Source organism: Nonomuraea africana (genome assembly GCF_014873535.1).
Lineage (GTDB): Bacteria > Actinomycetota > Actinomycetes > Streptosporangiales > Streptosporangiaceae > Nonomuraea > Nonomuraea africana.
This window is the reverse complement of record NZ_JADBEF010000001.1, coordinates 2,660,553-2,687,213: the sequence shown is the minus strand read 5'-3', so window position 1 is coordinate 2,687,213 and position 26,661 is coordinate 2,660,553. Positions and strand designations below refer to the sequence as shown.

Annotated in this window: 32 protein-coding genes; 18 read left to right on the top strand and 14 right to left on the bottom strand. The window is 69.5% G+C overall.

Annotated elements, in window-relative coordinates; translation table 11 throughout:
- Positions 1-57: 57 nt before the first annotated feature.
- Positions 58-516 (bottom strand): hypothetical protein, encoded by a 459-nt coding sequence (locus H4W81_RS12590; RefSeq protein ID WP_192774985.1) that lies wholly within the window; start codon positions 514-516, stop codon positions 58-60.
- A gap of 347 nt (positions 517-863) precedes the next feature.
- Complete coding sequence (locus H4W81_RS12585) at positions 864-1,058, bottom strand: hypothetical protein (protein WP_192774984.1); 195 nt, start codon at positions 1,056-1,058, stop codon at positions 864-866.
- Between the two features lie 349 nt (positions 1,059-1,407).
- Here H4W81_RS12585 and H4W81_RS12580 point away from each other — a divergent pair, with 349 nt between their 5' ends.
- The 3 genes from H4W81_RS12580 (at position 1,408) to H4W81_RS12570 (ending at position 3,114) form a co-directional block, all read left to right on the top strand.
- Positions 1,408-1,797: an IS5 family transposase gene (locus H4W81_RS12580; RefSeq protein ID WP_192774983.1), complete on the top strand. Its 390-nt coding sequence runs from the start codon at positions 1,408-1,410 to the stop codon at positions 1,795-1,797.
- 449 nt (positions 1,798-2,246) lie between these two features.
- Positions 2,247-2,843, top strand: coding sequence for a DDE-type integrase/transposase/recombinase (locus tag H4W81_RS12575; RefSeq protein WP_192774982.1), 597 nt, complete (start codon positions 2,247-2,249; stop codon positions 2,841-2,843).
- Complete coding sequence (locus H4W81_RS12570) at positions 2,791-3,114, top strand: Mu transposase C-terminal domain-containing protein (protein ID WP_420538719.1); 324 nt, start codon at positions 2,791-2,793, stop codon at positions 3,112-3,114. Before H4W81_RS12575 ends, H4W81_RS12570 begins: the two co-directional genes overlap by 53 nt.
- Positions 3,115-3,379: 265 nt before the next feature.
- Here the strand turns inward: H4W81_RS12570 and H4W81_RS49270 are convergent, their stop codons facing one another.
- The gene (locus tag H4W81_RS49270) at positions 3,380-6,214 is read right to left on the bottom strand and encodes a helix-turn-helix transcriptional regulator (RefSeq protein ID WP_192774981.1); all 2,835 of its coding nucleotides are present in this window, start codon (positions 6,212-6,214) and stop codon (positions 3,380-3,382) included.
- A 14-nt stretch (positions 6,215-6,228) separates the two neighbouring features.
- Here H4W81_RS49270 and H4W81_RS12560 point away from each other — a divergent pair, with 14 nt between their 5' ends.
- A complete protein-coding gene (locus tag H4W81_RS12560) occupies positions 6,229-6,897 on the top strand; it encodes a dihydrofolate reductase family protein (RefSeq protein WP_192774980.1) in 669 nt (222 codons plus the stop codon).
- Entirely contained in the window at positions 6,894-8,177 is a 1,284-nt protein-coding gene (locus H4W81_RS12555; protein ID WP_192774979.1) for an MFS transporter, read from the top strand. Before H4W81_RS12560 ends, H4W81_RS12555 begins: the two co-directional genes overlap by 4 nt.
- Here H4W81_RS12555 and H4W81_RS12550 read toward each other — a convergent pair.
- Entirely contained in the window at positions 8,152-8,367 is a 216-nt protein-coding gene (locus H4W81_RS12550) for a hypothetical protein (protein ID WP_192774978.1), read from the bottom strand. The genes H4W81_RS12555 and H4W81_RS12550 overlap by 26 nt on opposite strands.
- Before the next feature lie 181 nt (positions 8,368-8,548).
- Between H4W81_RS12550 and H4W81_RS12545 the strand changes: the two genes are divergently transcribed.
- The gene (locus H4W81_RS12545) at positions 8,549-9,385 is read left to right on the top strand and encodes an MBL fold metallo-hydrolase (protein WP_192774977.1); all 837 of its coding nucleotides are present in this window, start codon (positions 8,549-8,551) and stop codon (positions 9,383-9,385) included.
- 87 nt (positions 9,386-9,472) lie between these two features.
- Here the strand turns inward: H4W81_RS12545 and H4W81_RS50000 are convergent, their stop codons facing one another.
- Entirely contained in the window at positions 9,473-9,865 is a 393-nt protein-coding gene (locus tag H4W81_RS50000; RefSeq protein ID WP_225958581.1) for a Tn3 family transposase, read from the bottom strand.
- A 529-nt stretch (positions 9,866-10,394) separates the two neighbouring features.
- Between H4W81_RS50000 and H4W81_RS49995 the strand changes: the two genes are divergently transcribed.
- From H4W81_RS49995 to H4W81_RS12525, 4 genes are all read left to right on the top strand, one after another.
- Positions 10,395-10,706, top strand: coding sequence for a hypothetical protein (locus H4W81_RS49995; RefSeq protein WP_225958580.1), 312 nt, complete (start codon positions 10,395-10,397; stop codon positions 10,704-10,706).
- 403 nt (positions 10,707-11,109) lie between these two features.
- Positions 11,110-11,274, top strand: coding sequence for a hypothetical protein (locus tag H4W81_RS12535; RefSeq protein ID WP_192774976.1), 165 nt, complete (start codon positions 11,110-11,112; stop codon positions 11,272-11,274).
- Positions 11,274-12,041, top strand: coding sequence for an amidohydrolase family protein (locus H4W81_RS12530; RefSeq protein WP_264083152.1), 768 nt, complete (start codon positions 11,274-11,276; stop codon positions 12,039-12,041). The genes H4W81_RS12535 and H4W81_RS12530 overlap by 1 nt, the downstream gene beginning before the upstream one ends.
- A complete protein-coding gene (locus H4W81_RS12525; RefSeq protein WP_192774975.1) occupies positions 12,034-12,294 on the top strand; it encodes an FAD-dependent monooxygenase in 261 nt (86 codons plus the stop codon). The genes H4W81_RS12530 and H4W81_RS12525 overlap by 8 nt, the downstream gene beginning before the upstream one ends.
- Before the next feature lie 199 nt (positions 12,295-12,493).
- On the opposite strand, the gene H4W81_RS12520 is transcribed toward H4W81_RS12525, so the two are convergent.
- Positions 12,494-12,790 carry a hypothetical protein gene (locus H4W81_RS12520; RefSeq protein ID WP_192774974.1) on the bottom strand — a complete coding sequence of 99 codons (297 nt, stop codon included), beginning with the start codon at positions 12,788-12,790 and terminating at the stop codon, positions 12,494-12,496.
- 147 nt (positions 12,791-12,937) lie between these two features.
- Entirely contained in the window at positions 12,938-13,090 is a 153-nt protein-coding gene (locus tag H4W81_RS12515) for a hypothetical protein (protein WP_192774973.1), read from the bottom strand.
- A 313-nt stretch (positions 13,091-13,403) separates the two neighbouring features.
- On the opposite strand from H4W81_RS12515, the gene H4W81_RS12510 reads away from it, so the two are divergent.
- Entirely contained in the window at positions 13,404-13,847 is a 444-nt protein-coding gene (locus H4W81_RS12510; protein ID WP_192774972.1) for a hypothetical protein, read from the top strand.
- 177 nt (positions 13,848-14,024) lie between these two features.
- On the opposite strand, the gene katG is transcribed toward H4W81_RS12510, so the two are convergent.
- From katG to H4W81_RS12485, 4 genes are all read right to left on the bottom strand, one after another.
- Positions 14,025-16,301, bottom strand: coding sequence for a catalase/peroxidase HPI (gene katG, locus H4W81_RS12505; RefSeq protein WP_192774971.1), 2,277 nt, complete (start codon positions 16,299-16,301; stop codon positions 14,025-14,027).
- Between the two features lie 251 nt (positions 16,302-16,552).
- Positions 16,553-17,479 (bottom strand): radical SAM protein, encoded by a 927-nt coding sequence (locus H4W81_RS12495; RefSeq protein WP_318781698.1) that lies wholly within the window; start codon positions 17,477-17,479, stop codon positions 16,553-16,555.
- A gap of 571 nt (positions 17,480-18,050) precedes the next feature.
- Positions 18,051-19,391 carry an FAD-binding oxidoreductase gene (locus H4W81_RS12490; RefSeq protein ID WP_192774969.1) on the bottom strand — a complete coding sequence of 447 codons (1,341 nt, stop codon included), beginning with the start codon at positions 19,389-19,391 and terminating at the stop codon, positions 18,051-18,053.
- Positions 19,392-19,420: 29 nt separating this feature from the next.
- Complete coding sequence (locus tag H4W81_RS12485) at positions 19,421-19,897, bottom strand: carboxymuconolactone decarboxylase family protein (protein WP_192774968.1); 477 nt, start codon at positions 19,895-19,897, stop codon at positions 19,421-19,423.
- A 256-nt stretch (positions 19,898-20,153) separates the two neighbouring features.
- Here H4W81_RS12485 and H4W81_RS12480 point away from each other — a divergent pair, with 256 nt between their 5' ends.
- The 3 genes from H4W81_RS12480 (at position 20,154) to H4W81_RS12470 (ending at position 22,116) form a co-directional block, all read left to right on the top strand.
- Positions 20,154-21,038, top strand: a complete 885-nt coding sequence (locus H4W81_RS12480; RefSeq protein ID WP_225959606.1) for an RNA polymerase sigma-70 factor — start codon at positions 20,154-20,156, stop codon at positions 21,036-21,038.
- A 364-nt stretch (positions 21,039-21,402) separates the two neighbouring features.
- Positions 21,403-21,612, top strand: a complete 210-nt coding sequence (locus H4W81_RS12475; RefSeq protein WP_192774966.1) for a hypothetical protein — start codon at positions 21,403-21,405, stop codon at positions 21,610-21,612.
- A 24-nt stretch (positions 21,613-21,636) separates the two neighbouring features.
- Entirely contained in the window at positions 21,637-22,116 is a 480-nt protein-coding gene (locus tag H4W81_RS12470) for an AfsR/SARP family transcriptional regulator (RefSeq protein ID WP_318781697.1), read from the top strand.
- Here the strand turns inward: H4W81_RS12470 and H4W81_RS12465 are convergent.
- Positions 22,002-22,241 carry a DUF4158 domain-containing protein gene (locus H4W81_RS12465; protein WP_192774965.1) on the bottom strand — a complete coding sequence of 80 codons (240 nt, stop codon included), beginning with the start codon at positions 22,239-22,241 and terminating at the stop codon, positions 22,002-22,004. The genes H4W81_RS12470 and H4W81_RS12465 overlap by 115 nt on opposite strands.
- A 123-nt stretch (positions 22,242-22,364) precedes the next feature.
- On the opposite strand from H4W81_RS12465, the gene H4W81_RS12460 reads away from it, so the two are divergent.
- Positions 22,365-22,688: a DMT family transporter gene (locus tag H4W81_RS12460; protein ID WP_192774964.1), complete on the top strand. Its 324-nt coding sequence runs from the start codon at positions 22,365-22,367 to the stop codon at positions 22,686-22,688.
- Positions 22,685-23,227, top strand: coding sequence for a TetR/AcrR family transcriptional regulator (locus H4W81_RS12455; RefSeq protein ID WP_192774963.1), 543 nt, complete (start codon positions 22,685-22,687; stop codon positions 23,225-23,227). Before H4W81_RS12460 ends, H4W81_RS12455 begins: the two co-directional genes overlap by 4 nt.
- Here the strand turns inward: H4W81_RS12455 and H4W81_RS12450 are convergent.
- Positions 23,219-24,124 (bottom strand): LysR family transcriptional regulator, encoded by a 906-nt coding sequence (locus H4W81_RS12450; RefSeq protein WP_192774962.1) that lies wholly within the window; start codon positions 24,122-24,124, stop codon positions 23,219-23,221. The two genes, H4W81_RS12455 and H4W81_RS12450, sit on opposite strands and share 9 nt — an antisense overlap.
- 118 nt (positions 24,125-24,242) lie before the next feature.
- Here H4W81_RS12450 and H4W81_RS12445 point away from each other — a divergent pair, with 118 nt between their 5' ends.
- Both H4W81_RS12445 and H4W81_RS12440 read left to right on the top strand, forming a co-directional pair.
- On the top strand, positions 24,243-25,430 hold the full coding sequence (locus tag H4W81_RS12445) for an MFS transporter (protein ID WP_225958578.1): 1,188 nt from the start codon (positions 24,243-24,245) through the stop codon (positions 25,428-25,430).
- 4 nt (positions 25,431-25,434) lie between these two features.
- A complete protein-coding gene (locus tag H4W81_RS12440) occupies positions 25,435-26,097 on the top strand; it encodes an NAD(P)-dependent oxidoreductase (RefSeq protein ID WP_192774960.1) in 663 nt (220 codons plus the stop codon).
- Here H4W81_RS12440 and H4W81_RS12435 read toward each other — a convergent pair.
- On the bottom strand, positions 26,081-26,644 hold the full coding sequence (locus H4W81_RS12435; protein WP_192774959.1) for a GNAT family N-acetyltransferase: 564 nt from the start codon (positions 26,642-26,644) through the stop codon (positions 26,081-26,083). The two genes, H4W81_RS12440 and H4W81_RS12435, sit on opposite strands and share 17 nt — an antisense overlap.
- Between the last annotated feature and the right edge of the window lie 17 nt (positions 26,645-26,661).

Sequence of the window (26,661 nt, the reverse complement as noted above, 5' to 3'; positions counted from 1 at the left end):
GCGGGGAGCGGGCCGCTCCTGCCACGATCTGGCGAGGAGCGACCCGCCCGATGCGACTCAGCCGGGGCAGACGATGGCGCCCGCCGTGAGGGCCTGGTCGTTCTGCCACTTGGTCTGACCGCGCCACGTCACCTTCGCCGTGGCGAAGGTCTGCCAGACGACTTCGTCGTCGACCGGGTAGCACTGCAGGTACGTGGCGGTGGCCGTCATCTTGCGCGTCGGGGTGTCCTTGGTCTGGACGCTTCGCTTCATGCCCGGAGGCATGCTGTAGTCGCCGTGCTTGGTCTGTCGCTGAAGGTAGACGGTCAGTTGAACGGAGTCCACCGGCTTGTCGCACGAGATGGACGCGGTTCCGGTGATCGACGGGGGCGAGAGGCGGACGAAGGGACGCTCGGCGGACAGATGGCACCAGTTCTGGGACTCGGGGGCGGGAACGCCGGCGCAGGCACTGGGTGTGGCGGCGAGGGTGAGAGCGGCCAGAGCGGCGGCCAGCTTCGGGGTGGCGAAGGCGATCATCGAAGGCTCCTCCTGGAATGGGCGGTGGTCGCCGGGAAGAAGAGCTCGAGGCCGCGCTCCTGAGGAGGCGAGGCGGTGGAGCGTCCCTTCCGGCGGCTGCCGTCCGCGGAGCGGCGCACCTGGCCGCAACCGGGTGGTTGTGCCGGATTTCAAGATCTTCCGCTGCGCGAAACATCTTGAAATCCGGCACAAGTCGCCCCCTCGCGAGCCCTGGAGACAGGTGGGCGAGAACCCGGTTGCGGACAGGGGGGTCGAGACGCAGGCTGAGCAGCAGGAAGGGACGCTCTGGCTCGCCGTCCTCCGGTGCGAGACCTCGCCGCCCGCTTCCCCTGGACGCTCAGATCCGGTCAGCCGATGTCGAGCGGCTCGCTGCCGTCATCGCTCCGCCTGAACTCGGCGATGAGCCGCCCCTTGTGCGTGAAGGCTGACCAGAGCGGCAGGTCGGCATGCACGAGGGCCAGCACCCGCAGGTAGCTGCGGGCGGTGTCGATCTCGACTTGCCACAGCGCCCGCACTTGGGGCGCCGTTAATGATCGCCGCACCAGGGGCGAAGTAGATGGATGGGCGTCCTGATCCCGAAACTGACCCCTAGCCCCGAAGTAGATTCAGATGATCGGGAGCCAGGAGGCTGGATCGCTGTCGCGTGGTGGCGGCAGGATCGCCACGTCCTCCTACGCGTCGGCGAAGTCGGCGGGCTGCGTCTTGACGCTCTCCGGCTCGGGGTAGGGCACGCCGCGTTCGTCTGCATTGGCGTCCTACTCCCGAAGCTGTCCCCAGCCCCAAAGTAACTCTGTGTAGTTGCGCGTCCTGATTGTGAGGGGCATCCTGGCGCGACGGGGCCTAGGGCGTGTCCCGTGGATCTTTGATGGTGGTTTGGTGTAGATCAGTCCAGTGGAAGATCGCCTGAAGCGTCATGATCTGACCGATGCCGAGTGGGAACGGCTGGCGCCGCTGCTGCCGGTCAACCCGCGGCAGGGCGGCCGATGGGCCGATCACCGAACGGTCATCAACGGGGTCTTCTTCCGGGTCCGGACCAACATCACCTGGCGTGACCTGCCGCCCTGGTACGGGAACTGGAAGACCGTCTACAACCGGCATCGCCGCTGGTCGATGGATGGCACCTGGGAGAAGATCCTGGACGGGCTGCGCGCTGGATGCGATGAGGCCGAGGGGGAGGACTGGACGGTGAGTGTGGATTCCACTGTGGCGCGCGCTCATCAGCATGCCGCCGGAGCTCGTCGTGAGCCGCCCGCCGACATCCCGTCAAAGGGGACGGCGTAGATCACAAACCGGGCACGGGCCGGGAGGCGCTGGGCCGCTCACGGGGCGGGTGGAGCACGAAGATTCACCTGGTCGCCGACCGGCGCTGCCGGCCGATCGCCAGGACCCCGGCCAGTACCCTGCGGAGCGTGATCCCGTGCGCCCCGTTCCACCGCTGCCGGCTTCCGGCCTGGAACGCGGAGTGCCATCGCCGGGTTTCCCTCAGTGCTGCAAGAGGCTCCATGGGGGAGGTGGGATGTTTGATCCGCAGGGGCAGACCCTCTAGGAGGGCCTCCGTTGCCCCCGTGTGGGTTCTCTCCCTTGTGTGGATCTCACACCCAAGCTCGCGCCCAGCGAGGTAGAGCGCTGCTTTCTCCCAGTCCTTCCGGAGTCGCCTGATCCGGGTCTGCTCGTCCTGGTATCGGGTGTAGAAGCCGACCAGGCCTGGCCACTGGCCCGAATAACGGCGCATGCCGCAGGACCTGCAACTGCTGATCGAGGGCCTGGCGCTGCAACGCCCGCCGCCGAGCATCGCCACCATCCACCGTCAGGCCGCCGTCGTGGCCGTCGAGCAGGGCTGGCCGGCTCCCAGCTACGCCACCACCTACGCGGTGGTCTCCGCCTTGGACCCCGCCCTGGCCACGCTGGCCCAGGACGGCACACGCGGCTATCGGGAGAGGTGTGAGCTGGTGCATCGCCGGGAAGCGAGCCGGCCCAACCAGATCTGGCTGGCCGACCACACGCAGCTGGACCTGTGGGTGATCGCCCCGTCCGGCAAACCGGCCAGGCCCTGGCTGACCGTCATCGAGGACGATCACTCCCGCGCGATCGCGGGGTACGCGGTCAACCTGGGCGCCCCCTCGGCGCTGACCACCGCGCTGGCCTTCCGCCAGGCCATCTGGCGCAAGAGCGAACCGGACTGGCACGTGTGCGGCATCCCCGAGATCTTCCACGTCGATCACGGATCGGACCCCCGACGGCATCCACTTCCAGACGCTGCGCTACCTGGACCCGGTGCTGGCCGCCTATGTCGGCGAAGACGTCGTCATTCGCTACGACCCTCGTGACATGGCCGAGATCCGCATCTTCCACGACGGCCGCTTCCTGTGCCGGGCGATCTGCCCGGAGCTGGCCCATCGCACGATCAGCCTGAAGGACATCACCGCGGCCCGCAACGCCCGTCGTCGCGAGCTGCGGACCCAGCTGCGGCCACGGGCCAGCGTCGTGGATCGGCTGATCGAGGTTCACCGGCCATCGGATCCCGACCTCGGCCCGCCCATCGAACCCGAACTGCCCGAGCAGGGGCGGCCCCGGCTCAAGCGCTACCGAGAGGAATGAGCACCGTGGACCCTCTTGCCGAGCGCACCGAACACCATCAGGATCCCCACGAGAACGTGACCCAGCCGAAGGCCTCCGAGCCGCAGACCGGCAGCGCGTCACAGTTCCCTGTGTTCGACCTGTTTCCTGACGACCCGATCCGGGCGAGGAAGGGCAAGGGTCTGCAGGAGGTCGTAGTGATCTCTGGCCAACTCCAGACGACCGTCCTGTCTGAGGCTGGCACTGGGTCGCCGTCACGCGCATCCGAGGGCTGTGTCTGTGGCGTTTATTCGGTTTTGAAGAGTTGGTTGCGGTGGGCCCAGGCGGCGGCTTCGAGGCGAGTTGTGACTGTGAGTTTGGCGAGGATGTTGGAGACGTGTACGCCGGCGGTTTTGGCGGAGATGAACAGGTGCTCGCCGATCTTTCGGTTGCTCAGGCCGGCTACCACCAGCTCGAGCACTTCCATCTCGCGGGTGGTCAGCCCTGCGGGGTTGCCGGGTCGGGTCGGGTTGGTCGTGATCCGTGCTCGGGTGGCGAGTTGTTGGATCTCGCGTTGAAGTGGGGCGGCGCCGAGGCCTTCGGCGATCGACGCTGCTTCGGTGATCAGCTCGGCCGCAGTGGATCGGTGCTGTGTCGCCAGTGCGGCGCGGGTGGAGTGCAGCAGTGCTTCGGCGAGCGGGTACGGCTGTCCGAGGTCGCGCCATGCCTCTATGGCCGCTGCCCATGCGTCGGTGTCGTCGTGGCGGGTCGCGGCGAGGAAGGTGAGTCGGTGGGCCTGCTGGAGTCGGCCGGTGACGGCGAGCGTGTCGGCGTACGTGCTCATCCGGGTGAGGAGGGCGCCGGTGCCGTGGTGCCCGACGAGGGTGAGCGCGCCCGTGGTCAGCAGCGGCCAGCTGTAGCGCGGGCTTCGTGCGAGGTCGTGGTCGGTGAGGACGTGGTCGAGGATCGCTGTCACCGCGCCGGCGTCCTGTCTGATCTGCGCGAGTCGGCAGTCCAGTAGGTCCGGTTCGAGGCATGTCTCCTCGCCCCGGTTGGGTTCACGCATCACTGCTCTCGCCTGCGTCGCGGCCGTGGTCGCGGCGTCGAGTGCGCCGCGTCTGAGGTCGACGGTCGCCTGGATGATCTGGAGGTAGGCGCGGTACAGCGGCGGTGGCGACTGGGCGAGCGCCTCTCGGTACACCGCTTCGGCTTCGTCCCAGCGGCCGAGGGAGAGCAGCGACTCGGACAAGTTCGGGGCGAGGAGGGTGCCGCGGGTGCGGGTCAGTCCCAGCTCGCGGGCGAGGGTGATTCCGCTCCGCGCGACCTGCTCCGCTCTGCCATGTTCGCCGGCGGCCTCCAGGCGGTTCGATTCGGTCACGGCCACGGCGAGTTGGGTGTCGGCGGCGCCAGCGTCCCGGGCGGCCGTGCGTGCCCGCTCGAACAGCTCGACCGCGGTGGGCAGGTCCGCGTCGGCCGCGGCGAGCGTGATGAGTGCCCGAGCCTGTACGCCGCGGTCGCCGGTGCGCTGGCCGATCCGCAACGCGTCTTCGGCCGTCGTTCGCGCCTCCGCGTCGTGCTGGTGATGCCGCTGCGCGATGGCGAGGTCGGCCAGGACCTCGCCGCGCAGCGGGGTGTCCGCGCCGGTCGGGAGCAGCCGGACCGCCTCGTGCAGGTCGGGCATCGGGTCCTGCCCGTTGCGGTCGTACATCGCCGCGCGGGTCCGGAGCAGGTGTGCGGCCACCTCGGGATCGGGGTGTTCGGCTAGGGCGGTGGTCACCGAGGCGACGCCGGTGTCCAGCTCGCCGGCGTTCAGTGCAGCTTCGGCGGCCAGGCTGGCGACGGTGCCGCGGTCCACGCCGAGGCGGTCCGCCAGGTCCGGCACGCGCTGCCAGGTCCGTAGCACCCGGTCGAGCAGGCGGTGCTGTTCGGCGTACGCGTAGGTCCGCCGCGCGGACTCGGCCGCGTGCCAGGCGGCCTCGGCGGCGCGGATGGGTGCGCCCGACGCGTGCCAGTGCAGGGCGACCTCGGCGTACGCGCGATCGCCGGAGACGAGGGCTGGGTCGGTGGTGATGGCCTCGGCGCAGGCGCGGTGCAGCCGCACCCGCTCGCCCGGCAGCAGGCTGCCGTAGACCGCCTCGCGGATCAGGTCGCGCCGGAACGCGTACCCGTCCTCGACGACGTCCAGGAACCGTCGGCGTACCAGCGGCCGGAGCGCGTCCTCGAAGGCGAGGTCGTCCATCTCGACGAGGATCGCCAGTAGTGCGTGACCGACCGGGCTAGCGGCGACGGCGGCGGCGTGCAGCACCTGGCGGCTGAGGTCGGGCAACCGGTCGACATCGGCCAGCAGCAGGTCGGACAGCGACGCGGCGGGCGCGTCGCCGACTGTCACGAGGGCCTCGACGAACAGCGGGTTGCCGCCACTGCGGAGGAACACCCGCTCGGTGAACGCCTCGTCCGCCGGGGCCGCGAGGAGCTCGCCGAGCTGCTCGGCCACGCCGTCCCGGTCCAGCCCGCCGAGGCTGATGCCGCGCACGCTGTCGACGCGGGAGACCAGCGGTCGCAACGGGTGCGTGCCGCCGATCTCGTCCGGCCGGTACGTGCCGAGGATGAGGACACCGGGCTCTCCCAGGTTGGTGGCGAGGAACGTCAGCAGCTCACCGGTCGACCGGTCCGCCCAGTGCAGATCCTCCAGGACGAGGACCAGCGACCGTTGTCGCGCCGCGCCCTCGAGCAGGAGCAGGACCTCCTCGAACAGCCGGGCGCGGCCGAGGTCGGGCTCCGGTTCGTCATCCGCCACGCCCAGCTCCGGCAGCAGACGCGCCAGACCGCGCCGGCCACCGGAGGGCAGCAGCGCGGTCACCGGTGGCGCGTCGAGCTCGCGCACCAGCCGGCGCAGTGCCGTGACGAACGGCCCGAACGGCAAGCCGTCGACGCCGAGGTCGGTGCAACCTCCGGTGAGAACGCGCGCGGAGGCGCCCAGGCCGCCGGTGAACTCGCGGACGAGCCGGGTCTTGCCCATCCCGGCCTCGCCGCCGACCAGCACCACGGCCGCGCCGGACCTGGCAGCGGTGAGGGCAGCCGCCAGCGCCGCACGTTCGCGTTCCCGCCCCACCAGCACGGGACTCGTCAGCCGACCGGACACCCTCAGATGATCCCATGCGCGGCGGATCTGAAGAGGTGATCTCATCAGACCTAAGGCATCTGCCCGATGTCGGCGGGCCGCGAGACGGACAAGCTGAGCGCGACAGCCGATCGACCGAACCCGACATCGGAGACCTCATGCGCATCCGCACCCACATCGCCGTGAGTGTCGACGGCTTCATCGCCTCTCCGGACGGCCTGCCCGTCATCCTGACCGCGCCCGACTTCGAGTCGGGTGTCTCCCACGGCCTGCCCGACCTCGTCGCGGACTGCGGCGCGGTGATGATGGGACGCACCACGTTCGAGCCGGCGGTCGGTTCGTCGCACTGGCCGTGGCCGAACCTGCGGGTGTTCGTCCTCACCAGCCAGCCCCTCCCGGACGGAACACCCGACGACGTCGTGGCGGCCGACGACCCGGCGACGCTGCTGCGGCTGATGCGCGAAGCCGACATCGACGGCGACGTTCATCTGGTCGGCGGGCAGCGCACCATTCAGGCGTTCCGCGACATCGGCGCCCTCGACGAGCTCGGCGTCGTCGTGATGCCGATCCTCCTAGGCGACGGGCTCCGGCTCACGCCCGAGAAGAGTGAGCGACAGCAATTGCAGCTCACCACGAGCCGGACCTTCCCGGACGGGTCGGTCGAGCACCTGTACGCCGTGGTGGATGACGAGGACCGATCGTGACGTGCCCGGCGCCGACCAGGTCGACAGGACGGCCCGAGCCCACCCGCCCGCGGATCCTCACCCGGCCACTCGCCTTGCGGTTCGTCTCCGTGGTGGCATCGTCGATCGGCTTCTTCCTGCCCCTGGGCGTGGTGCCGCTGTACGCCGCGCAGTCCGGGACGGCGGCGACAGGCGGGCTCGCCACCGGCGCCCTGCTGCTCACCACTGTGGGGGTCGAACTGCTCAGCCCGCGGATCATCCGCGTCCTCGGACACCGGTGGGCCCTCGCCGTCGGCTTGCTGCTGCTCGGCCCACCGACGCTCCTGCTCCTGGTCTCGCCGGCACCGTCGGTGCTCCTCGTGACCTGCGTCCTGAGGGGAGCCGGCTTCGCCATCGTGGTGGTCGCCGGCGGGGCACTGACCGCGCTCCTCATCCCCGCCGAACGCCGAGGCGAAGGCCTCGCCGTCGTCGGACTGGTCACCGGCGTCACGACCCTGATCGCGCTCCCCGCGGGCGTCTGGCTCGCCGGTCAGTACGGCTTCGGTGTGGTCTTCGGCGCCACCGCCGCCGCGCCCGTACTCGCACTGGTGACCGTCCCGTTTCTGCCCGCGAAGGAGACGGCCGCCGACCGCCCTCGCGGGATGCTGACCTGGCTGCGCTCCGCCGACCTCAACCGGCCGGCGCTCGTGTTCGCCGCCTCGACCGTCGCCGTAGGGGCGCTGACGACGTTCCTGCCCCTGGCCATGAGCGGAGCGGCGACCTGGGTGGCGCCGGCGGCATTGCTCGCGCACTCGGCGGCGGCGACCGGCAGCAAGTGGATCGCCGGACGGCTGGGCGACACCCACGGCCACGTGCGCCTCCTCGCGCCCGGCGTGATCGCGTCGGTGGCGGGCATGGCACTGCTGGCCCTGACCGGCTCACCGGTCACCGTGCTGGTGGGCGCCACGACGTTCGGGCTCGGTTTCGGGCTGCTGCAGAACGCGACCCTGACGCTCATGTACTCGCGGGTGACGACCGCCGGCTACGGTCCGGTGAGCGCGATCTGGAACGCGGCGTACGACGTGGGGATGGCCGTCGGCGCGCTCGGCGTCGGCTTCGTCGTCGGCCTCATCGGGTACCCGACCGCGTTCCTCCTCGTCGCGGTCTCGATGCTGCCCGCGCTGCTCCTGATCCGCCGAGAGCGCTGGAGAACACCGACAGAGCAAGAACCATCCGAACGGCCCTCCGTCACGTCAACGTCGGCTCGCGACGTGAACGGCAGCAGGGCTGCGGGCCTTACGACAGGGAAAGGAACGATCTGATGCGAAACGTCGTGACGAGGACGAGGCCCGGATCGCCGCGATCAGACGATGCGCCGCCGCGCTCGCGCCGTGCGCCAACGGCGCCTACGTCAACACCCTGAACGACGAGGACGTCGCCGGCCACATCGTGCCGGTACTGCTCGGCGACGGGGTCCGGCTGTTCAACAACCCAGGAGGCGAACCCGTCCATCTAGAACTGCTCAACGACCACGACCAGGTGACCACCCTCAACGTTCGCTACCGCCCACTCCCCGTTCGGTAGGGCGAACCGGCCGGAGCGCCGGGCGGCGGTCTCCGAAGACGATGTCGCGGGGACGAGCAGGCAGTACGGTCTCGACGAGCGGTTACAAACCACAAGCGGAAGGAACCCCATGCTGACGCAGGTCGCGGAGGGTGTGCTGGTCCACCAGAGCGAGCTACTCCAGAACAACACCGTTGTCGTGCAGGGCCGGGCCGGCGTGTTGCTCATCGACCCGGGAATAACGGGCGACGAAATGGTCTGCCTCGCGAACGACCTTCGCGAGTTGGGCCAGACCGTCGTGGCGGGCTTCGCGACGCATCCTGATTGGGATCACGTGCTCTGGCACCCCGAGCTCGGCGAAGCGCCCCGTTACGGTACAGCCCGCTGCGCGGCTTATATGCGAGATCTGCGGTCGAACGCGGACTGGAAGGCCCGCGTCGCCGAGGGGTTGCCGCCGGAAATCGCGGACGAGACACCGCTGGACCTGTTCGGCCTCATCACCGGCCTGCCCGCCGGAACTGCGCAGATTCCATGGGATGGCCCTGGAGTCCGGATTATTGACCATCCGGCGCATGCCCCGGGCCATGCGGCGCTGTTGATCGAGGAACGCGGGGTTCTCGTCGCCGGCGACATGCTCTCTGATGTCTTGGTCCCGGGGCTCGACGACTTGAACGACACCAATGACCCGATCGAGGAGTACTTCGTCGGGCTGCGGCTGCTCGAGGGCGTGGCAGGCGACGTCGATGTCGTCGTACCTGGCCACGGGTCAGTCGGCGGAGCCGATCAGGTACACGCGCGGATCGAGCTGGATCGGGCGTACGTGCTCGCCTTGCGTGAGGGCCGTGTTCCCAGTGACCCGCGGGTCGGCCCATCGGCTAAGCCCGGCTGGGAGTGGGTAAGCGACATACACATCGGGGAAGTCCAGCGCCTCGCCGAAAGAAGCAAACGCGGCGGCACACCCGGCTAGAGAGCCGCTTGCGACACAAGACGACCCTGCCAAATTCTTGACTCAAGGCTGAGCAGGGGCAGACGAACGCCAGACCGGCGCCCCGCATCACGCGCTTCGAGCTCGTCGGCGCCTGCGACTCATTTCGACCTGGGAGCCATCGGCGGCCACGGTCTTGCCGTCGCCCCACATTGAGGCGATGTCGAGCTGGTTGAAGGCGTTGATCACCATCGTGGAGGCTTTGGCGATCTTCTCGCTGGTGGCGTGCTTGTTCGCCGCCCGGGCGAGTTCGGCGGCACTGACCTGACCGCGCATATGCGCGGCAACCTGGGCGGGGCCGAGCAGCGTGCCGTAGGTGAACACGGTCAACACGTATCGGCCGAGTGACTCCTTGATCTTCGTGTCGGAGCCGGAGGCTGGCCCGAAAATGGTGGTGCCAGCCGAGCTGGTAGGCGGTGCGGGTGAGGATGTCCAGCAGGTCGCGCTGCGGGAGTCGGTCATGTACGGCCTCCTCCATTGAGCGCATCGCTGTTGCGCTCGGCGCCCTTGCGTCGGCGAAGGACCGGTCGGCCGCCCTCCAGTACGAGGTCGGTGTTGCCGGGGTAGCCGGCGTCCACCCCGCGGCGGTGTCGGCCAGCAGCTTCTTGTAGTGGCCGGTCAGCTCCGCCGGGTCGGTCGGCAGCCCGGCCTCGGCGCAGAACTCCTCAACCAGTGGCTGGCACTCCTGCCAGGACATGAGCTGATCGTGCAGGTTGGCGTAGGAATCCGAGCCCGCCACGGCGATGTCACCCGATCGCAGCTCGGCCGCGAGGTAGGAGAACACGCACACCTCCAGATGGCGGCGCACCAGCATTCCCGGCCGGTCGGGATCCTTGAGGATCTTCCGCCACATCATCGAGGCGAACGCGTCCACGTCAACCGATAACGTCACGTTCACCGGGACGCCGTCCGGGACGTCTCGCTCCACCGTGATCTGCTCGGGGACGGGCTCCAGCTCGATCGAGTCCACCAAGGTGAACAAGGCCGAGCGGTGCGAGCGGTAGTACTGGTCCAGCAGCGGCAGGTAGTTGTTGCCGTGATGGGCCGACACCGCCTCGTGCGCAGCGGCCAGCGCGTCCACTCCGCCACCCAGTTGGAGAGCTTTGAGCACCAGACGGCCCGCTCGTTCGGCGACCGCGTCCTGGCCATCATCATCTGGACTGCTCTGCGTGGTCGCCACGGTGGCGCTGTCGTCGCCAGACAGCTGGTGTTCAGACGGGGAGAGAGCCTCGCGAAAGCCGTCCAAGACGTCACCGAACACGCCCAAGAGGCGTTCGGACTCGGCGCGGTGCATCTCCCGTAGCGCCTCCAGCTGGTCGCGGCCCTTCTTGTGAATCGCAGCCATCCGCTTGCAGAACATCGTCACCACGTCGTCGCGGACGCCGCTCCGTACCGTGTGCAGCAGACTGACGATCAGCGTCAGCCGCTTGTCCTCATCGGTCACCTTGCGCAGGTCGGCGACATCGGTCACCCGCGCCTTCCCCGCAAAGTGTGCGACCTTTCCCGGCGGGACACCCTCCAACGATCGGGGTGAACTACCGCGATCACGCCGAGGAGTCGAAGATCGAGCCCGGGGCCGGGCCGCCGGTGTTCACCAAGTTCGTCTCCTGCCTGACCGGCCAGGACGCGCGCCATGGACCGCGTCGTCCTGGAGATCACCATCGGGCGCGTCTACGGCGCCAGCTACCTCGACCAGGGAGAAGCACATGACTGAGCCTGTCGACGTCATCCATGAGCACTGCACCGGCCGCATCGACGTGCACCAGCACATGGTCCCCGAGCCGTACGCCCGCTGGCTGCGCGCGAACGGCGTCGACGCCCCGGGGGGCGGCCGCTTCCGGCGTGGAGCCCGGCCGAGGCGCTGGAGCTGATGGACCGCCAGGGCATCGCCGCCGCCATCCTGTCGCTGACCACGCCCGGCGCGTACCTGGGCGACGGGAGCGACGCCGCCCGCGTGGCCCGGCAGTCCAACGAGTACGCCGCCCGGCTCGTCACCGACCACCCCGGCCGGTTCGGGTTCTTCGCCACGCTGACCCTGCCCGACGTGAAAGCCGCCGTCACCGAGGCGTCGTACGCGCTCGGCGAGCTGGCGGCCGACGGCGTGATGCTGCTGGCCAACAGCGACGGACGCTACCTGGGCGATCCGGCCTTCGACCCGCTCATGGCGCTGCTCGACGAGCTTTCGGCGGTCGTGTTCGTCCATCCGGCCCAGCTGCCCGGACCGGTGGCGGAGGGCATCCCGCCGTTCGCCGCCGACTTCCTGCTCGACACCACCCGCGCCGCCTTCACCCTGGTCAAGCACGACGTGCCGCGGCGCCTCCCGAACATCCGCTTCATCCTGGCCCACGCCGGCGGATTCGTTCCCTACGCCGCCCACCGCCTGGCGCTCACGGTCTTCGGTGAGACCGGCCGCGACCTGAACCAGGTGCTGGGGGACCTGCGCGGCTTCTACTTCGACACCGCCCTGTCGGCCAGCCCCGTTCTGCAGGGCTTCGCCAGGCCGGGCCACATCCTCTACGGCAGCGACTGGCCCTTCGCCCCCGAACCCGCCGTGGCGTACTTCACCACCTGGGCCGACGACGCGGCGATCAACCACCGCAACGCCCGCGAGCTGTTCAAGGAGAGATTCGATGCATGACGTGCTCATCGTGGGCGGCGGCGGCGCCGGCCTGACCGCCTCCATGCTGCTGTCCCGGCTCGGCGTCGACCACCTGCTCGTCAGCGCGCTGCCGACCACCTCGGCGCTGCCCAAGGCACACCTGCTCAACCAGCGCACCACGGAGATCTTCGCCGGCCTCGGCATCGCCGAGACCGTCTACCGGCACGGCACCCCGCCCGAGCAGATGCGCTCCTCGAGGGTCAACGAGCATACGAACGAGAAGTCGCGTTAGGCGGCTTGCGCGGGGTTGTCGTTGCACGCGACTTGTCGTTCCAAAGCTCGTGATCTTCGTTTTTGATGTTGGCGGTGCCTTCGGGTCCAGCATCTCCTCGAAGCTGGTGTAGCGAGCCACCCAGCTTGACTCGGGTTAGGGCCTCGTGCCGCCGACTCCCTCGGGCAGCGGCGTTCGGGCGGGATCGGCCGGCCCGTGACTACCGTACGGGGACGGCGAGCTCGCGGCCGCGGTAGAAGCCTTCCCGCTCCTCGACGACGTAAGGGGCCATGGCTTCACGTCGATGTGTCTCGGCCTCGGAAGTCCGCCAGGAGTCGCACGCCTCCTTCGTATCCCAGAACGACACCCCGGTGATCTCCCGTTGGTCCTCGGACCAGTACGCGTAGGCGTGGCGCAGACCCTGCGGGTACGGGTCCGGGCGCCATACCCTTTCGAACTCCTCCAACGTGCCCGGCTTGATGCGGCGCGTCGTCACCCAGACGAAGTGCTCCCTCATCGTGACCTCCTCTGAAACGCCGATGCGGCTTGATGACGCTCTCCATCCACCATAGGTCCGTGGCGCATCAGCGCCGGTCAGACCTATATCCGTTGGACTTTCGGCGACTGCCTGGACCCAGCCCCAGCGCCAACCCAGACGGCAAGCTCAGCCGGCGGAGAGGGTGACGTCGAACCTGTCGGACAGGTCGGCGAAGAATTGCTGGAGCAGGGGACGGGCCCGGGCGAGGTCGTCGAGTTCGGCGGTGCCGAAGCGGAAGACCTCGTATCCGCTGAGCTTGAGGCCTCGATCACCCTTCATGCCGGCTGCGTACGTGGTGCTATCGGGCCGTCCATCGGTTGAGTAGTGCTGGCGTCCGTCGACCTCCAGGACGACGCGCTGTCATCGTTCGACCCGACGAACTTCGCGGCGCGGCCCAGGACTACCTGGGCGTCCATCCCGAGGACTCCTGAGCGTCGTCCGAGCTGACCCGCCTCGTGTCGGATCTCCGTTGATCTGGCCAATTCTCGGGTGATGTGGCCAAACGGATGGCCAGTCCCAAATGTGCGAACCGTCACATTGAGCACGACTCGTGGGTGGCGGCCGTGAGCCAGTGGTAACCATGATCACACCAATGGCAATCGAAAGGATATTCGTGCGCACACGTAAGCTGGCGACCCTCCTGGCTGGCACGGCCCTGGCTGCCTCTACCACGCTGGTGGTGGGCGCCGCTCCGGCCAGCGCCGCCGGCCCCTGCGGCAGCAGCTACTCCCGGGTCGGCGTCTACCCCATCTCCAGAGGGGACGGGACCCGCACGGGCACGCTGGAGGTGTACTACAGCTCCAGCGCCCGAAAGAACTGCGCCCTGACCTACGGCTACGGCCCTTACGCCAACACCACGAGCTGGAAGCGAGTCACGATCTCAAGAGGCGACGGCAGCGGGGAAGACACCAATGCCGGGCAGTTCAAGTACTACGCCGGCCCGGTGTACGTCTCGGCGCCCGGCCAGTGTATTGACGTTGCCGGAACGGTACCGGACTGGGTGACCCGCGAGCTCAACAACGTGCACTGCGGCTGACCCCCGACATGACGAAGGCCCGCCGCGCGATGGTCGCGGCGGGCCTTCCCGCTGCTACGGACCTACGACTGGGGCTGATCGCCGGCGTCGGCGGCCTCCGGGGGACCGCCTGCACCGCCCCGGCGGTACGCCGCTCCCCGGAAAAGGCCATTTCAGGTGAGACAGACACCCACCGCATCAGGCGAGGTCGAACCGGTCGAGTTCCATGACCTTGGTCCAGGCTGCAACGAAGTCGGTCACGAACTTGTCGCGGGCGTCCTGGCTGGCGTAGACCTCCGCGAGGGCTCGTAGCTGGGAGTTGGAGCCGAAGATGAGGTCGACCGCGGTGGCGGTCCACTTCACCTCATCGGTGGCCACGTCGCGGATCTCGTACACATGCTCCTCGGAGTCCGATGCCTTCCACCGGACGCCCGGGGAGAGCAGGTTGGTGAAGAAGTCGTTGGTGAGCACGCCGGGCCGGTCGGTGAGGACGCCGTGCTGGGTACCGCCGAAGTTGGCTCCGAGGGAACGCAGGCCGCCGATAAGGACGGTCATTTCGGGCGGGGTCAGGTTGAGCATGTAGGCACGGTCGACGAGCAGCACCTCCGGTTGGGTCTTCTCGCCGGAACGCACGTAGTTGCGGAAGCCGTCGGCCCGCGGCTCGAGGACCCGGAAGGACTCGACGTCGGTCTGCTCCTGAGTGGCGTCGGCGCGGCCCGGGCGGAACGGCACCGTCACTGCCACGCCGGCCTCGCATGCTGCCTTCTCGACGGCGGCCGAGCCGGCCAGTACGATCAGGTCGGCGAGCGAGATCTTCGCGCCGCCGCCCTCGTTGAACTCGCGCTGGATGCTCTGGAGGGTGTCCAGGACCGTCGCCAGTTGCTCGGGCTGGTTGACCTCCCAGCTGCGCTGCGGCTCGAGACGGAGCCGGGCGCCGTTGGCGCCGCCGCGCTTGTCGGTGGACCGGAAGCTCGCGGCGGAGGCCCAGGCGGTGGAGACCAGTTGAGCGGTCGTGAGGCCGGACTCCAGAACCTTCGCCTTGAGGGAAGCGACGTCGGCGTCACCCACGAGTTCGTGGTCGACGGCCGGCACTGGGTCCTGCCACAGCTGGGGCTCGGCGACCCACGGTCCGAGGAAGCGGCTGACCGGACCCATGTCGCGGTGCAGCAGCTTGTACCAGGCCTTGGCGAAGGCCAACGCGAACTCGTCGGGGTTCTCCAGGAAGTGGAGGGAGATCTTCTGGTACGTCGGGTCGATGCGCAGCGCCAGGTCGGTCGTGAGCATCGTCGGCTTGTGCTTCTTCGACGGGTCGTAGGCGTCCGGGATGATCGCCTCGGCGTCCTTCGCGACCCACTGCTTCGCGCCGCCGGGGCTCGTGGTGAGCTCCCACTCGTAGCCGAAGAGGATCTCCAAGAAACGGTTGCTCCACTGCGTCGGCCGGTCGCTCCACGTCACCTCGAGACCGCTGGTGATCGTGTCACCGCCCTTGCCGGCGCCGTAGCTGCTCAGCCAGCCCAGGCCCTGCGCCTCCAGCGGCGCGCCTTCGGGCTCCGGCCCCACGTGGCCGTCCGCGATGCCGGCGCCGTGGGTCTTGCCGAACGTGTGGCCGCCGGCGATGAGAGCGACAGTCTCCTCGTCGTTCATCGCCATCCGTCGGAAGGTCTCGCGGATGAAATGCGCCGCCGCAGCCGGGTCCGCGTTGCCGCGGGGACCCTCCGGGTTGACGTAGATGAGACCCATCTCGGTCGCGCCGAAGTTCGGCACCATCTCGGTGTCGGTGGCGTAGCGCTCGTCACCGAGCCAGGCGTCCTCCGGACCCCAGAAGATCTCTTCTGGCTCCCAGACGTCCTCGCGGCCGAAGCCGAAGCCGAAGGTCTTGAAACCCATCGACTCCAGGGCGACGTTGCCGGCGAGCACGAGCAGGTCGGCCCACGAGATCTTCTGGCCGTACTTCTGCTTGACCGGCCACAGCAGCCGGCGGGCCTTGTCGAGGTTGGCGTTGTCGGGCCAGCTGTTGAGCGGGGCGAAACGCTGAGCGCCATCGCCGGCCCCGCCGCGACCGTCGTGGATGCGGTAGGTGCCCGCGGCGTGCCAGCTCATCCGGATCATGAGACCGCCGTAGTGGCCGAAGTCGGCCGGCCACCAGTCCTGCGAGGTGGTGAGCACCTCGAAGATGTCCTGCTTGAGGGCCTCGACGTTGAGCTTCTCGAACTCCTTGGCATAGCTGAAGCCCTCTGCCAGTGGGTTGCCCTTGGACGAGTGCGCACGCAACACCGAGAGGTCGAGCTGGTTGGGCCACCAGTCCCGGTTCGTGCGCGGACGACCGCCGGTCTTCGGAGTCGGCGAGTCGATTGCCGGGTTCTCGCTCTCGCTGCCATGCGCGGTCACGGAGTCATGCGCGACCGGGAAGCCGGCCGCCGCCTTCTGGTCCACGCCCTGTGCGCTGGAGGGGGCGTTGTCCTGGGTGTCGCTCATCTGCTTCCTCCGAACTGCCGGATCGTTTGGCCCGTACCAGGGCGATCACCGTGTCGGTGTCGACGTGCGCGTGATCGTACAGCGCGGCGAGCACTGCCAACCGCGGCCGGGTCACGCGCAACGAAACCGCTCGCAACTGCGCCTCGAAGTCAGACGCCATATGGCCAACATAGCCGCCCCCTTCGAAGAGCAGATAGGCGGCCGTGCCCTGTTGGTTGCTGCTCAAGGGCCGACACGCCTCGGATGCGGGCTCAGACCAGGGCGAGCTGGTCAACCTGCGGAGGGCGGCGAGCGGGGGAGGGGGCCGGCCCGCACCGCATGCCGTACGCCTGGGCCAGCTGCGCGATCTGGCCGGTGATGCGCGCCTCGTAGCCGGGCGCCGGCATCCCCGCCTTGTCGTACAGCTCGGCGTAGCGCTCCACCAGCGCCGGATGCGCCCGCTCCAGCCAGGCCAGATACCACTGCCGCGGGCCGTTCGGCAGGCGCAGCACGACCGGCTCCACCCCCGAGGCGCCCGCGGCGGCGATGCGCCGTACGGTCGCGGCCAGCTGGTCGGCGGCGTCGCTCAGCAGCGGCAGCACCGGCGCCATCAGCACCCGGCACTCCACGCCCGCCTCGGCCAGGGCCGCCACCAGCTCCAGGCGGCGCTGCGCCGTCGGCGCGCCGGGCTCGACGGCGCGCCTGATCTGCTCGTCGACGAACGCGATCGACACCGCCACCCGCGCCCCCGCGGCCGCCAGCAGCTCCGCGTCGCGCAGCGCCAGCGGGCTCTTGGTGTAGACGGTGAACGGCACGCCCGCCTCGGCCAGCGCGGCGATCAGCGGCGGCATCAGGTGGTAGGTGTCCTCGGCCTCCTGGTAGCAGTCGCCGCCGACGCCGATCGCGACCGGCTCGCCCGGCCAGCGCCGCAGCTCGGCCCGCAGGCGTGGCGCGGCGTTGGCCTTGACCACGATGCGGGTGTCGAAGTCGCGCCCGGCGTCGAGACCGAGCCCGCGGTGGGCGCGCCTGGCGCCGCACCCGCGGCAGGCGTGCGCGCACCCGCGGTAGGGGCTGACCGCCCACCGCTCGGTGATGCCCGCGCTCGCCGGGACCTTCTCGATCATCGTGCGGGCCTGCGTCTCGTAGAACGCGCCCCGCACGAGCGCGCGTCGCTCGATCACCGGGCGCTCGTCGGCCACGTCCACGAGCGAAAGCGCGTCCCAACCCACACCCCACATAGAACACGCATTCGACACCGGTTTCAAGCGGATCCACGATTCCGGCCCGGATAAAGGGGTGCCGCTAAGAAACGTGTCATGAGCCCCGAACGAGCATGATCACGGCCAAGGAGGCGCGCGTCAGAGTTCCTCGGTGGTGGCGACCAGCTCGGTGTCGGGCCTGCACGTGACCGCGCTCCAGTCGGCAGGTCAACCACGCCCGGACACCGTACTCGTACTGGTCGCCTCAGCGTGGACTCCGCCCAGCCCTGGAGTGCTGGGTCCGGTCATGCCGCCACTTGTCTGCGTGGTACCGGCCGTCCGGGGCTTGAGCAGCAACCGAACGGGCAGTGGGGGAGTTCGTGCTCGATCAGCGGACGGACTGATCGAACTCGTCACGATGAACGAAGCAGGCGGGGCCTGTTCGGCTTCCACCAGGGCAAGGACGCCCACGGCCCCCACCCTGCCGAGGCGTGCACACGCTCCGGGGGTGGGGGCCGTTGCCCTGCCAGAGGGGTTTCCGTTTTCAGACGGCTGTGCTTGTCCGCGAGGCCTACTGAGGCCGGACGTTGTGGTTGCGGGCGAACAGATTGCCGGGGTCGTACTGACGCTTGACCGCCGCGAGCCGCTGATAGGTCTGCGTGGGGTAGATCGCGGCGACATCCTCCTCGGTGGCAGAAGCGAGGAAGTTCGCATAGGCGCCGTTGACGTGAGATGCGAGTCTGCGCCAGATCGCTTCCAGAGCGGGACGGGCGGCCTCGACGACCGGCTTCGGACCCGCGGTGGTGGTCACGAACATCAACTCCGCTTGGCGATGCGCGTAGGCGGTGGCGTCGTCGGGGACTCGGGACACCGCGCCGCCGACGCTGCGAACGGCGATGAACGGCGATCCCTCCGATGCCCCGACCTCGACAAGGATCTGAAGGACCTTCGGCACCGATTCCTTGTCGACGAATGCGCTTCGGGTGACGAGCTGGATGCCAGGTGGTGGCGTCAGGCCATCCACGAGCGTGTCCGCATAGGGTTGCAGCGCGAGATCGTCGTCGATCGCCGTGCCGAGCCGGCGGATCGGGTCGATGGCCTTCGCGGCGAGCTCCGGGTCGTCGCCGTCGAAGGTGATGTGGATCTCGACCGGCGCTTCGGGTCCGCCGGCGAAGGGATTGGCGAAGGTCGCGATGGATGTGAGCTCTTCGGGGGCGGTGCGGAGGTAGTCCGCCCAGCCCTGGAGCACGCCGGCCGCCTCCGCTGCCGGGAAGGCGATCTTGCCGTGGAAGACGTCTGTGGTCGGGTGTGCCGCGAACTCGAAGGCGGTCACGATCCCGAAATTGCCGCCGCCACCGCGAATCGCCCAGAACAGCTCCGGGTTCTCCTCCGCGCTCGCATGCACGAGGTGTCCGTTGGCCGTGACCACCTCCGCGGCGACCACGTTGTCCAGGGCCAGGCCGTACTTCCTGACCTTCCAGCCGATGCCACCGGTCAACGTCAGCCCACCGACACCGACGCTCTTGGTGTCGCCCGAGGAGATCGCCAGGCCATGCGGGGCCAGGGCGGCCGCGACCTGACCCCAGGTGGCGCCGCCGCCGATCCGCACGAGGTGACGTTCCTTGTCGATGAGCTCCACGTTCGCGAGCTTGCTGAGGTCGATCACGACGCCGCCGTCGTTGGTGCCGAAGCCGGGAAAGGCATGGCCGCCGCCTCGCACGGACAGCACAAGCCCTGCGCCGGCGGCGAATCCGACACCCGCTTGCACGTCCGCGACGCTCTTGGGCCGCAGGACATAGGCCGGATTGCCCGAAGCCAGGACCGAGCGGCTGGCCGATGCGTACTCCGCTCCGCCCGGTTCGATGATGTCGCCGCCGAAGTCACGGCGAAAGGTTTCAAGCGTTGAACTCATGATGTTCCTTCCACGCAGGAGAATCCTCGTTATCCGAACTGGCCGGGCTGGTAGTCGCCGCCCGGCAGGCGAGTGATGACGCCCAGGCGGTTGGTGGCGTTGATCAGGGCGATGAGCAACACCAGGGCTGCCAGCTGCTCCTCGTCGTAGTGCTTGGCGGCAGTCGCCCAGACCTCGTCCGTGACACCACCGGCCGCATCAGCGATGCGGGTGCCCTGCTCCGTCAGCTCCAGGGCGGCGCGCTCGGCGTCGGTGAACACCGTGGACTCCCGCCAGGCCGCGACCAGGTTGATGCGCGTGGCGGTCTCCCCGGCGTGTGCGAGGTCTTTGCTGTGGGCGTCGGTGCAGAAGCCGCAGCCGTTGATCTGACTGGCGCGGAGCAGCACCAGGTCCTGGGTCGCGGTCGGCAGCGTCGAGCCATCGATGATCGCCCTGCTCGCCGAGGCGATGTACTTCATGGACTTGGCCGCGAGCGGGCTGCCGGAGAGGTTCAAGCGAGGTTCCACGATGCATCCCTCGTGTTGTTGCGTGCTGTACTGAACGAACACAAGATGCCGACGACCTGATCCTTGTGACAGCGCGGTTATGTGACGTGCGCCACAACAGGTGGCTCCCTCGGTGATATCCGGAGCACAAGTGGCCGCCTCTCGGTGTCACAAAACGGCGGGGCCCGGTGTCTGGTGGGTGACACAGTCGAGAGCGAACAGGAGCCACCCATTGGCCGGCACGTCGCAGACCGCGCCCGAAGATCGCGGCGGGGACATGAGCCAGGACGACCGCCCGGACCCCGCCACCGAGGCGTTCCTCGCCCACCGCAACCTGCTGTTCACCGTCGCCTACGAGATGCTCGGCTCGGCCGCCGATGCCGAAGACGTGCTACAGGAGACCTGGCTGCGGTGGGTGGGCGTCGATCTCGACACCGTGCGGGAGCAGCGGGCCTACCTGGTCCGGATCACCACCCGGCAGGCGCTGATCCGGCTGCGTACGCTCGGCCGGCGCAAGGAGTCCTACGTCGGCCCCTGGTTGCCCGAGCCGCTGCTGACCGCGCCCGACGTGGCCGAGGACGTCGAGTTGGCCGACAGCGTCTCGATGGCGATGCTGCTGGTGCTGGAGACGCTCACGCCGACCGAGCGGGCGGTGTTCGTGCTGCGCGAGGTGTTCGGTCTGGCCTACGACGAGATCGCCGAAGCCGTCGACAAGAGCCCGGCCGCGGTCCGCCAGATCGCCCACCGGGCGCGGGCGCACGTCGCCGCGCGCCGACCGCGCGGGGTCGTTTCCCCGGCCGAGACCCGAGACGCGCTCGAGGCGTTCCAGCGGGCGGTCGAAACGGGCGATCTGCAACGCCTGCTCGACATCCTCGCGCCGGACGTCGTCCTCCTGGGTGACGGTGGCGGAGTCGTGCAGGCCGCGCTGGAGCCCATCGTGGGGGCCGGCAGCGTGGCCCACGTGCTGGGTAGGATCGCCGCCGCGGCGTCGCTGCAGCCGGCACAGGTCAATGGCTACCCGGCGCTGATTGTCCGGCTCGACGGTGAGATCGACACCGTCGTGGCGGTGCGCATCGACGACGGCCTCATCACCGGGCTCTACGCCGTGCGCAATCCCGAGAAGCTGTCGCACATGGAGCGGGAGACCGCCCTGCGCCGCTGAGCCCGGCGACGCACCCGCCCGCACTGCTGACAACGAAGGACGAGGGAATGATGTTGTCGGACAGATCCCTGGCTGGTCAGGGATCGGTCCGGATGGTCCTGGCGGAGCGTTCGTCCGGGGCAACGTCGCCACGTTCTCGACGACCAGTGGGACCCCGAATTCCCGCACCCCAAGCGGGTCGGTGCCCACCTGCGTGACGACGGCGCTGGCGGGTTCGCCGTGTGCGCGGTTCATGACATGAACAACGTCAACGACATGCACACCGTTGATGACGACCTGATCGTCATCTTCCTCATGACGGGCATTCGCTTCCTCACCGAGCATGCCGCATAGGGTTGCTGCCAAGGAGAGCGAGGATGGGGGAGTGGTGATCGCACAGCGCAGGCCGAGGGCCCAGACGTCGCAGCGCCGCATCTCCGGGGGCCCGCACCCGCACGAGCTCACCCTCTGTGAGAACGAGCACGGGGCGGCGGGGATCAACGCTGTGGCGGCGCTGACGGAGGCGACGGGCGTCGAGCTCATCGTGTTCGGCGCACGCGTCCGGCACCCCGGCACCGCCGTCACCGGCTCCTGACCATCCTGCCTGCCGTGCGATTCGGTGTCCTGGGGGCCTTGGGGGTGTGGTCCGCCGACGGCGAGACGGTCGCCGTCCGGTCCCGCCGGATACCGGCTGCTCGTCGATCCCGACGACGTCGACGTGCACCGATTCGAGCGGCTCGCCGGCGAAGGCCGGCACGTGCTCGCCGCCGGAGATCACGGTGGCGCCGCCCGGCTCCTGGGCGAGGCCCTGGGACTGTGGCGGGGGCCGGCGCTGGCCGACGTCATCGACGCGCCCTTCGCCGGGGAGCGGGCCGCCAGACTGGCATACCTGCCCAGGGCCAGGGAGATCGAGATGGAGGCGCAGGCCGAGTTCGGAGGGGGGTTAAAGCCTTCGCAGGCTCACGTTCCCCGGAACCGACTTGATCAGCGCAAGAAGCCCAGCTCCGAGGCAGGCACCTTGACCTGCCTGGCCGCGTGCTCGGCCACCTGGTCAGGCAGTTCCCGCGCCCGCGCGGGAAAACGGCCATGCTGGGTGTAGAACGCGAGCAAGATCACGAAGCCCGGACGGGCAGCCCCACGTTTCCCAGCGATCAGATCGTTCTCTTCAGCCAGGATCGTCCAGTGCTCGACGAACTCGTCGAGGTGCAGCGCAGCGCGTGTCACGACCGCTCGGCAACAACACCGCGCATCACGAATGAAGAGCAACCCGGCTTGGGTCCGGTGGCACGTTTCTACAGACACCCCATAAAGTGGCACGGTCGTACCACTTTTCCGGAAGGTTCACCGATGGCCTGGTTCCTGCTGTTCGGCGCGATCGCGACCGAAGTCCTGGCGACCTCGGCGCTCAAACTCAGCAACGGCTTCACCCACCTCGGCTGGAGCGTCGTCGTGGCCGCCGGATACATCGCCTCCTTCGCCCTGCTGGCCCAGGTGCTCAAACTCCACATGGACGTCGGCACCGCCTACGCCGTCTGGTCCGGCGTCGGCACCGCGGCCATCGCCCTCATCGGCGCCCTGTTCCTCGGCGAGAGCCTCACCCTCGTCAAGGTCGCGGGCATCCTGCTCATCGTCGGCGGCGTCGTCGTGCTCAACCTGGCGGGCGGACATTGACCGCCACCCAGCCGCGCGGCCTGCGCCGCAGAGCCGCACTCCTCACGGCGGCGGTCGAGCTGCTCACCGAGGGCGGCTTCGCGGCCGTCACCCACCGCGCCGTCGCCCAGCGCGCCGAACTGCCGCTGGCCGCCACCACCTACTACTTCACCTCCCGCGACCACCTGCTGGCCGAGGCGTTCGCCCAGCTCGTCGACAGCGAACTGGCCGCCACCCGCGGGTGGGTGGCCGCCCACGGCCTGGAGCACATCCTGGACGAGGTCGCGGGCGCCGACCGGATGCGGCAGCTGGCCCTGTGGGAGCTGTACGTCCACGCCGGACGCGACCCCGCCCTCCAGCAGATCGCCAGGCGCTGGACCGACGGATGCGTCGCCATCGTCGCCGACGCGCTCGGCCGGCCCGCCGACGACCCCGCCGTCCGGCTGGTCTACACGGCCGTGTCGGCGCTGTGGCTGGAACACGTCGTCGAACAGCGCCCCGCCGCCGACGCCCGCGCCCTGCTCACCCTCGCCCTGCGCGGCGCAACCCCCTCACCCTGACGCCGTCGGGCCGGCCGTCCAGCCCGGCTGGCCGCCGGTCAGGCCGTTCAGGAAGGCCGCGGCGGCGGGGGAGGGGCGGTGCGGGCCCCAGATCAGGTGCTCCATCCGCGCCGGCGCGTCCATCACCCGCAGGACCCGCAGATCCGCCGCCTCGCCCACGAACGCCGCGGGCAGCATCGCGATGCCCAGCCCCTGCCTGATCAGCCGCGCCATGAAGTCCGCGGCCGTCACCTCGAAGGCCACCTCCCGCGTCACCCCCGCCGCGGCGAACGCCTCGTCTGACTGCGCCCGCCCCGCCGTACCCTCGGGAAAGTCGACGAACACCTCCTGCGCCAGCCTGCGCAGATCCACCCCCCGCTCCGTCGCCAGCCGGTGATCGGACGGCACCACCGCGACCAGCTCGCCCCTGCCCAGCTCGCGGCTGCGCACCCCCTTCGGCGCCATCCCCAGCGGCAGGCCGAGGAAGGCGGCGTCCATCGCGCCCTGCCGTACGCGCTCGATGAGCTCCTCGCTGGCGCCCACCCGCAGCGTCACCTTCACCTGCGGATGCCGGGCGTGGAACTCCTTCAACGCGCGCGGCAGATCGACCGCGGCCACCGTCGGGATCGCCCCCAGCGCCAGCCGCCCGCGGATCTCGCCCGCGGCCGCCGCCACCTCGGCCCGCGCCCGCTCGGCCGCCTCCAGCGCCTGCCGCGCCGCGGGCAGGAACGCCTCACCCGCGGGAGTGAGCCGCACCCGCCTGCTCGTGCGCTCGAACAACCTCGCGCCCAGCTCGCGCTCCAGCCGGGCGATCTGGTGACTGAGCGCCGACTGCACCACCAGGCACCGCTCGGCCGCCCGGGTGAAATTACTCGTCTCGGCGACCGCCACCACATAACGCATCTGCTGCAACTCCATGCATCAATCGTGATACACGATCGTTCGCATGACAAACATGTGTTGGACTCATCGATCGCCCATCTAGCACCCTTGGACCATGACGAACCGGACACTTTCTCGAGGATTGCTGCTCCTCATGTCGACCGCCACCGGCCTGGCCGTCGCGGGAAACTACTTCGCCCAACCCCTGCTCGACCTCATCAGCAGAGAACTCGGACTCACCACCGCAACCGCCGCGCTCCTGGTCACCGCCGCGCAAGGCGGCTACGCCCTCGGACTGATCCTCCTGGTGCCCCTCGGCGACCTGGTCGAACGACGCCGCCTCGCCGTCATCCTCTACTCGCTGACCGCGCTGTTCCTGCTCATCTCGGCCACCGCCGCCACCGGCCCCATCCTGCTGGCAGGCACCGTGCTGACCGCGCTGACCTCCGTGGCCGCCCAGGTGATCGTGCCCTTCGCGGCCACCCTCGCCGACCCGTCCGAACGCGGCAAGGTCGTCGGCACCGTCATGACAGGACTGGTCCTCGGCCTGCTGCTGGCCCGCACCGCCTCGGGCGCCCTGTCCGAGCTCGGCGGCTGGCGCACCGTCTACTGGGTCAACGCCGGACTCATGATCCTCATGGCCGTCCTGCTGCGCCTGTTCCTGCCCCGCCTGAACACCAGGTCCGGACTCAGCTACCCCGCGCTGCTCGGCTCGATCGTCACCCTCCTGCGCGAGGAGCCCCTGCTGCGCTGGCGCGCCGGCATCGGCGCCCTGGCCCTGGCCTCCTTCAGCGTCCTGTGGACCGCGCTGACCTTCCTGCTGGTCCAGCAGCCGTACGGCTGGAGCGAATCCAGCATCGGCCTGTTCGGCCTCGTCGCCGCCGCCGGCGCGCTCACCGCCACCATCGCCGGACGCCTGGCCGACCGCGGCCACGTCCAAGCCGTCACCGCGGCGGGCACCATGCTCATGCTCGCCTCCTGGCTGCCCCTGGCCGCCGGCGCCCGCTCCCTCGTCTGGCTCCTCGTCGGCGTCATCGTGCTCGACCTGGCCCAGCAGGCCGTCCTCAACAGCAACCAGAACGTCATCTACGCCCTGCGCCCCGAAGCCCGCAACCGGATCAACTCCGCCTACATGACCTCCTACTTCGTCGGAGGCGCCATCGGCTCGGCCCTCACCTCGCTCGTCTGGGTCGCCCACGGCTGGAACGGCGTCGTCATCCTCGGCGCCACCCTCGCGGCGGGCACCGTCGCCCTGTGGGCACTCGAACGCCTCACCACCCGCCCCACCACCCCGGCCGCCCAAACCCCCGCGACCACCTCCCTCGTCCCGGCAGGAAGGTAACCCCATGCGCATCACCGTCTTCGGAGCGGCAGGAGCCGTCGGCAGCCGCGTCGTGACCGAAGCGCTCTCGCGCGGCCACCACGTCACCGCCGTCGTCCGCGACCCCGCCCGCTACCGGGCACCCCAGCTCGTCCCCGCCCACCCCGGGGCCGCGCTCACCGTCGGCGCCGGCGACGCGAGCGACCTCACCGACGCCCTCCGGCTCAGCACCGGCCAGGACCTCGTCATCACCGCCACCCGCCCAGCCCTCGGACGCGAAGACGACCTCGTCACCACCACCAAGACCCTGCTGGCCGCCGCCCGCGCCAGCGCCACCCGCCTGCTCGTCGTCGGCGGCGCCGCCACCCTCACCGTGCCCGGCTCAGGCGGCGCCACCGTCCTGGACGACCCCGCCCACCTGCCCGCCGCATACCGCCCGATCGCCCTGGCCTGCGCCGCCCAGCTGGAGACCTGCCGCACCGACACCGACACCGACTGGGCCTACCTCAGCCCCGCCGCGCAGCTGCTGCCGGGCGTCCGCACCGGCGGCTACCGGCTCGGCGCCGACGAACTCCTCCTGGACGCCGACGGCATCTCCGCCATCTCCATGGAAGACCTCGCCGTCGCCCTCCTCGACGAGGCCGAACACCCCCGCCACCGCCGCACCAGATTCACCGCCGCCTACTGACCCACTCACGCGACAGCATCGCGTAGATCACCTCATCGCACCACTCGCCCTTGACCCGCTCGTTCTCCACCAGATGTGCCTCCTTGCGCATCCCGAGCTTCTCCAGCACCCGAGCCGAAGCGGCGTTACGACCGTCCAAGCGGCCCACGATCCGATGCAGACCCAGCTCCTCGAAACCCAGCCGCAGCATCTCCACCGCCGCCTCCGGCGCATACCCCCTGCCATGGAAGTAGGGATGCAGCACGTAACCGATCTCACCCTGCTGGTGCTGACGGCTGGTCCAGATCAGCAACACCTGCCCGATCAGCTGCCCGCTCTCCCGCAGCGTGACCGCCATGTCGAGCACGTCACCCTCCTCCTGCAACGCCACCCGCGCCATGCGCTTGTCGAGAAAGGCGCGGGAGGCCTCCAGATCGCGCGGCTCCCAGTACAGGAACCTGGCCACCTCCGGCAGCCGCTCGAAGGCGTGCACCGCCTCGAGGTCATCGGCGGTGAAGGGACGAAGGAGCAGCCGGTCGGTCACTATCGGAAAAGAAGGCTTCAGCACGCACGCAGTGTAGAAAC

Coding starts and splice junctions, on each gene's coding strand:
- H4W81_RS12590 (WP_192774985.1), bottom strand. CDS start 516: ATGATCGCCTTCGCCACCCCGAAGCTGGCCGCCGCTCTGGCCGCTCTC.
- H4W81_RS12575 (WP_192774982.1), top strand. CDS start 2,247: ATGCCGCAGGACCTGCAACTGCTGATCGAGGGCCTGGCGCTGCAACGC.
- H4W81_RS12560 (WP_192774980.1), top strand. CDS start 6,229: ATGCGCGGCGGATCTGAAGAGGTGATCTCATCAGACCTAAGGCATCTG.
- H4W81_RS12550 (WP_192774978.1), bottom strand. CDS start 8,367: ATGGACGGGTTCGCCTCCTGGGTTGTTGAACAGCCGGACCCCGTCGCC.
- H4W81_RS12545 (WP_192774977.1), top strand. CDS start 8,549: ATGCTGACGCAGGTCGCGGAGGGTGTGCTGGTCCACCAGAGCGAGCTA.
- H4W81_RS50000 (WP_225958581.1), bottom strand. CDS start 9,865: ATGACCGACTCCCGCAGCGCGACCTGCTGGACATCCTCACCCGCACCG.
- H4W81_RS12535 (WP_192774976.1), top strand. CDS start 11,110: ATGACTGAGCCTGTCGACGTCATCCATGAGCACTGCACCGGCCGCATC.
- H4W81_RS12530 (WP_264083152.1), top strand. CDS start 11,274: ATGGACCGCCAGGGCATCGCCGCCGCCATCCTGTCGCTGACCACGCCC.
- H4W81_RS12525 (WP_192774975.1), top strand. CDS start 12,034: ATGCATGACGTGCTCATCGTGGGCGGCGGCGGCGCCGGCCTGACCGCC.
- H4W81_RS12520 (WP_192774974.1), bottom strand. CDS start 12,790: ATGAGGGAGCACTTCGTCTGGGTGACGACGCGCCGCATCAAGCCGGGC.
- H4W81_RS12515 (WP_192774973.1), bottom strand. CDS start 13,090: ATGAAGGGTGATCGAGGCCTCAAGCTCAGCGGATACGAGGTCTTCCGC.
- H4W81_RS12510 (WP_192774972.1), top strand. CDS start 13,404: ATGGCAATCGAAAGGATATTCGTGCGCACACGTAAGCTGGCGACCCTC.
- katG (WP_192774971.1), bottom strand. CDS start 16,301: ATGAGCGACACCCAGGACAACGCCCCCTCCAGCGCACAGGGCGTGGAC.
- H4W81_RS12490 (WP_192774969.1), bottom strand. CDS start 19,391: ATGAGTTCAACGCTTGAAACCTTTCGCCGTGACTTCGGCGGCGACATC.
- H4W81_RS12480 (WP_225959606.1), top strand. CDS start 20,154: ATGAGCCAGGACGACCGCCCGGACCCCGCCACCGAGGCGTTCCTCGCC.
- H4W81_RS12460 (WP_192774964.1), top strand. CDS start 22,365: ATGGCCTGGTTCCTGCTGTTCGGCGCGATCGCGACCGAAGTCCTGGCG.
- H4W81_RS12450 (WP_192774962.1), bottom strand. CDS start 24,124: ATGGAGTTGCAGCAGATGCGTTATGTGGTGGCGGTCGCCGAGACGAGT.
- H4W81_RS12445 (WP_225958578.1), top strand. CDS start 24,243: ATGTCGACCGCCACCGGCCTGGCCGTCGCGGGAAACTACTTCGCCCAA.
- H4W81_RS12440 (WP_192774960.1), top strand. CDS start 25,435: ATGCGCATCACCGTCTTCGGAGCGGCAGGAGCCGTCGGCAGCCGCGTC.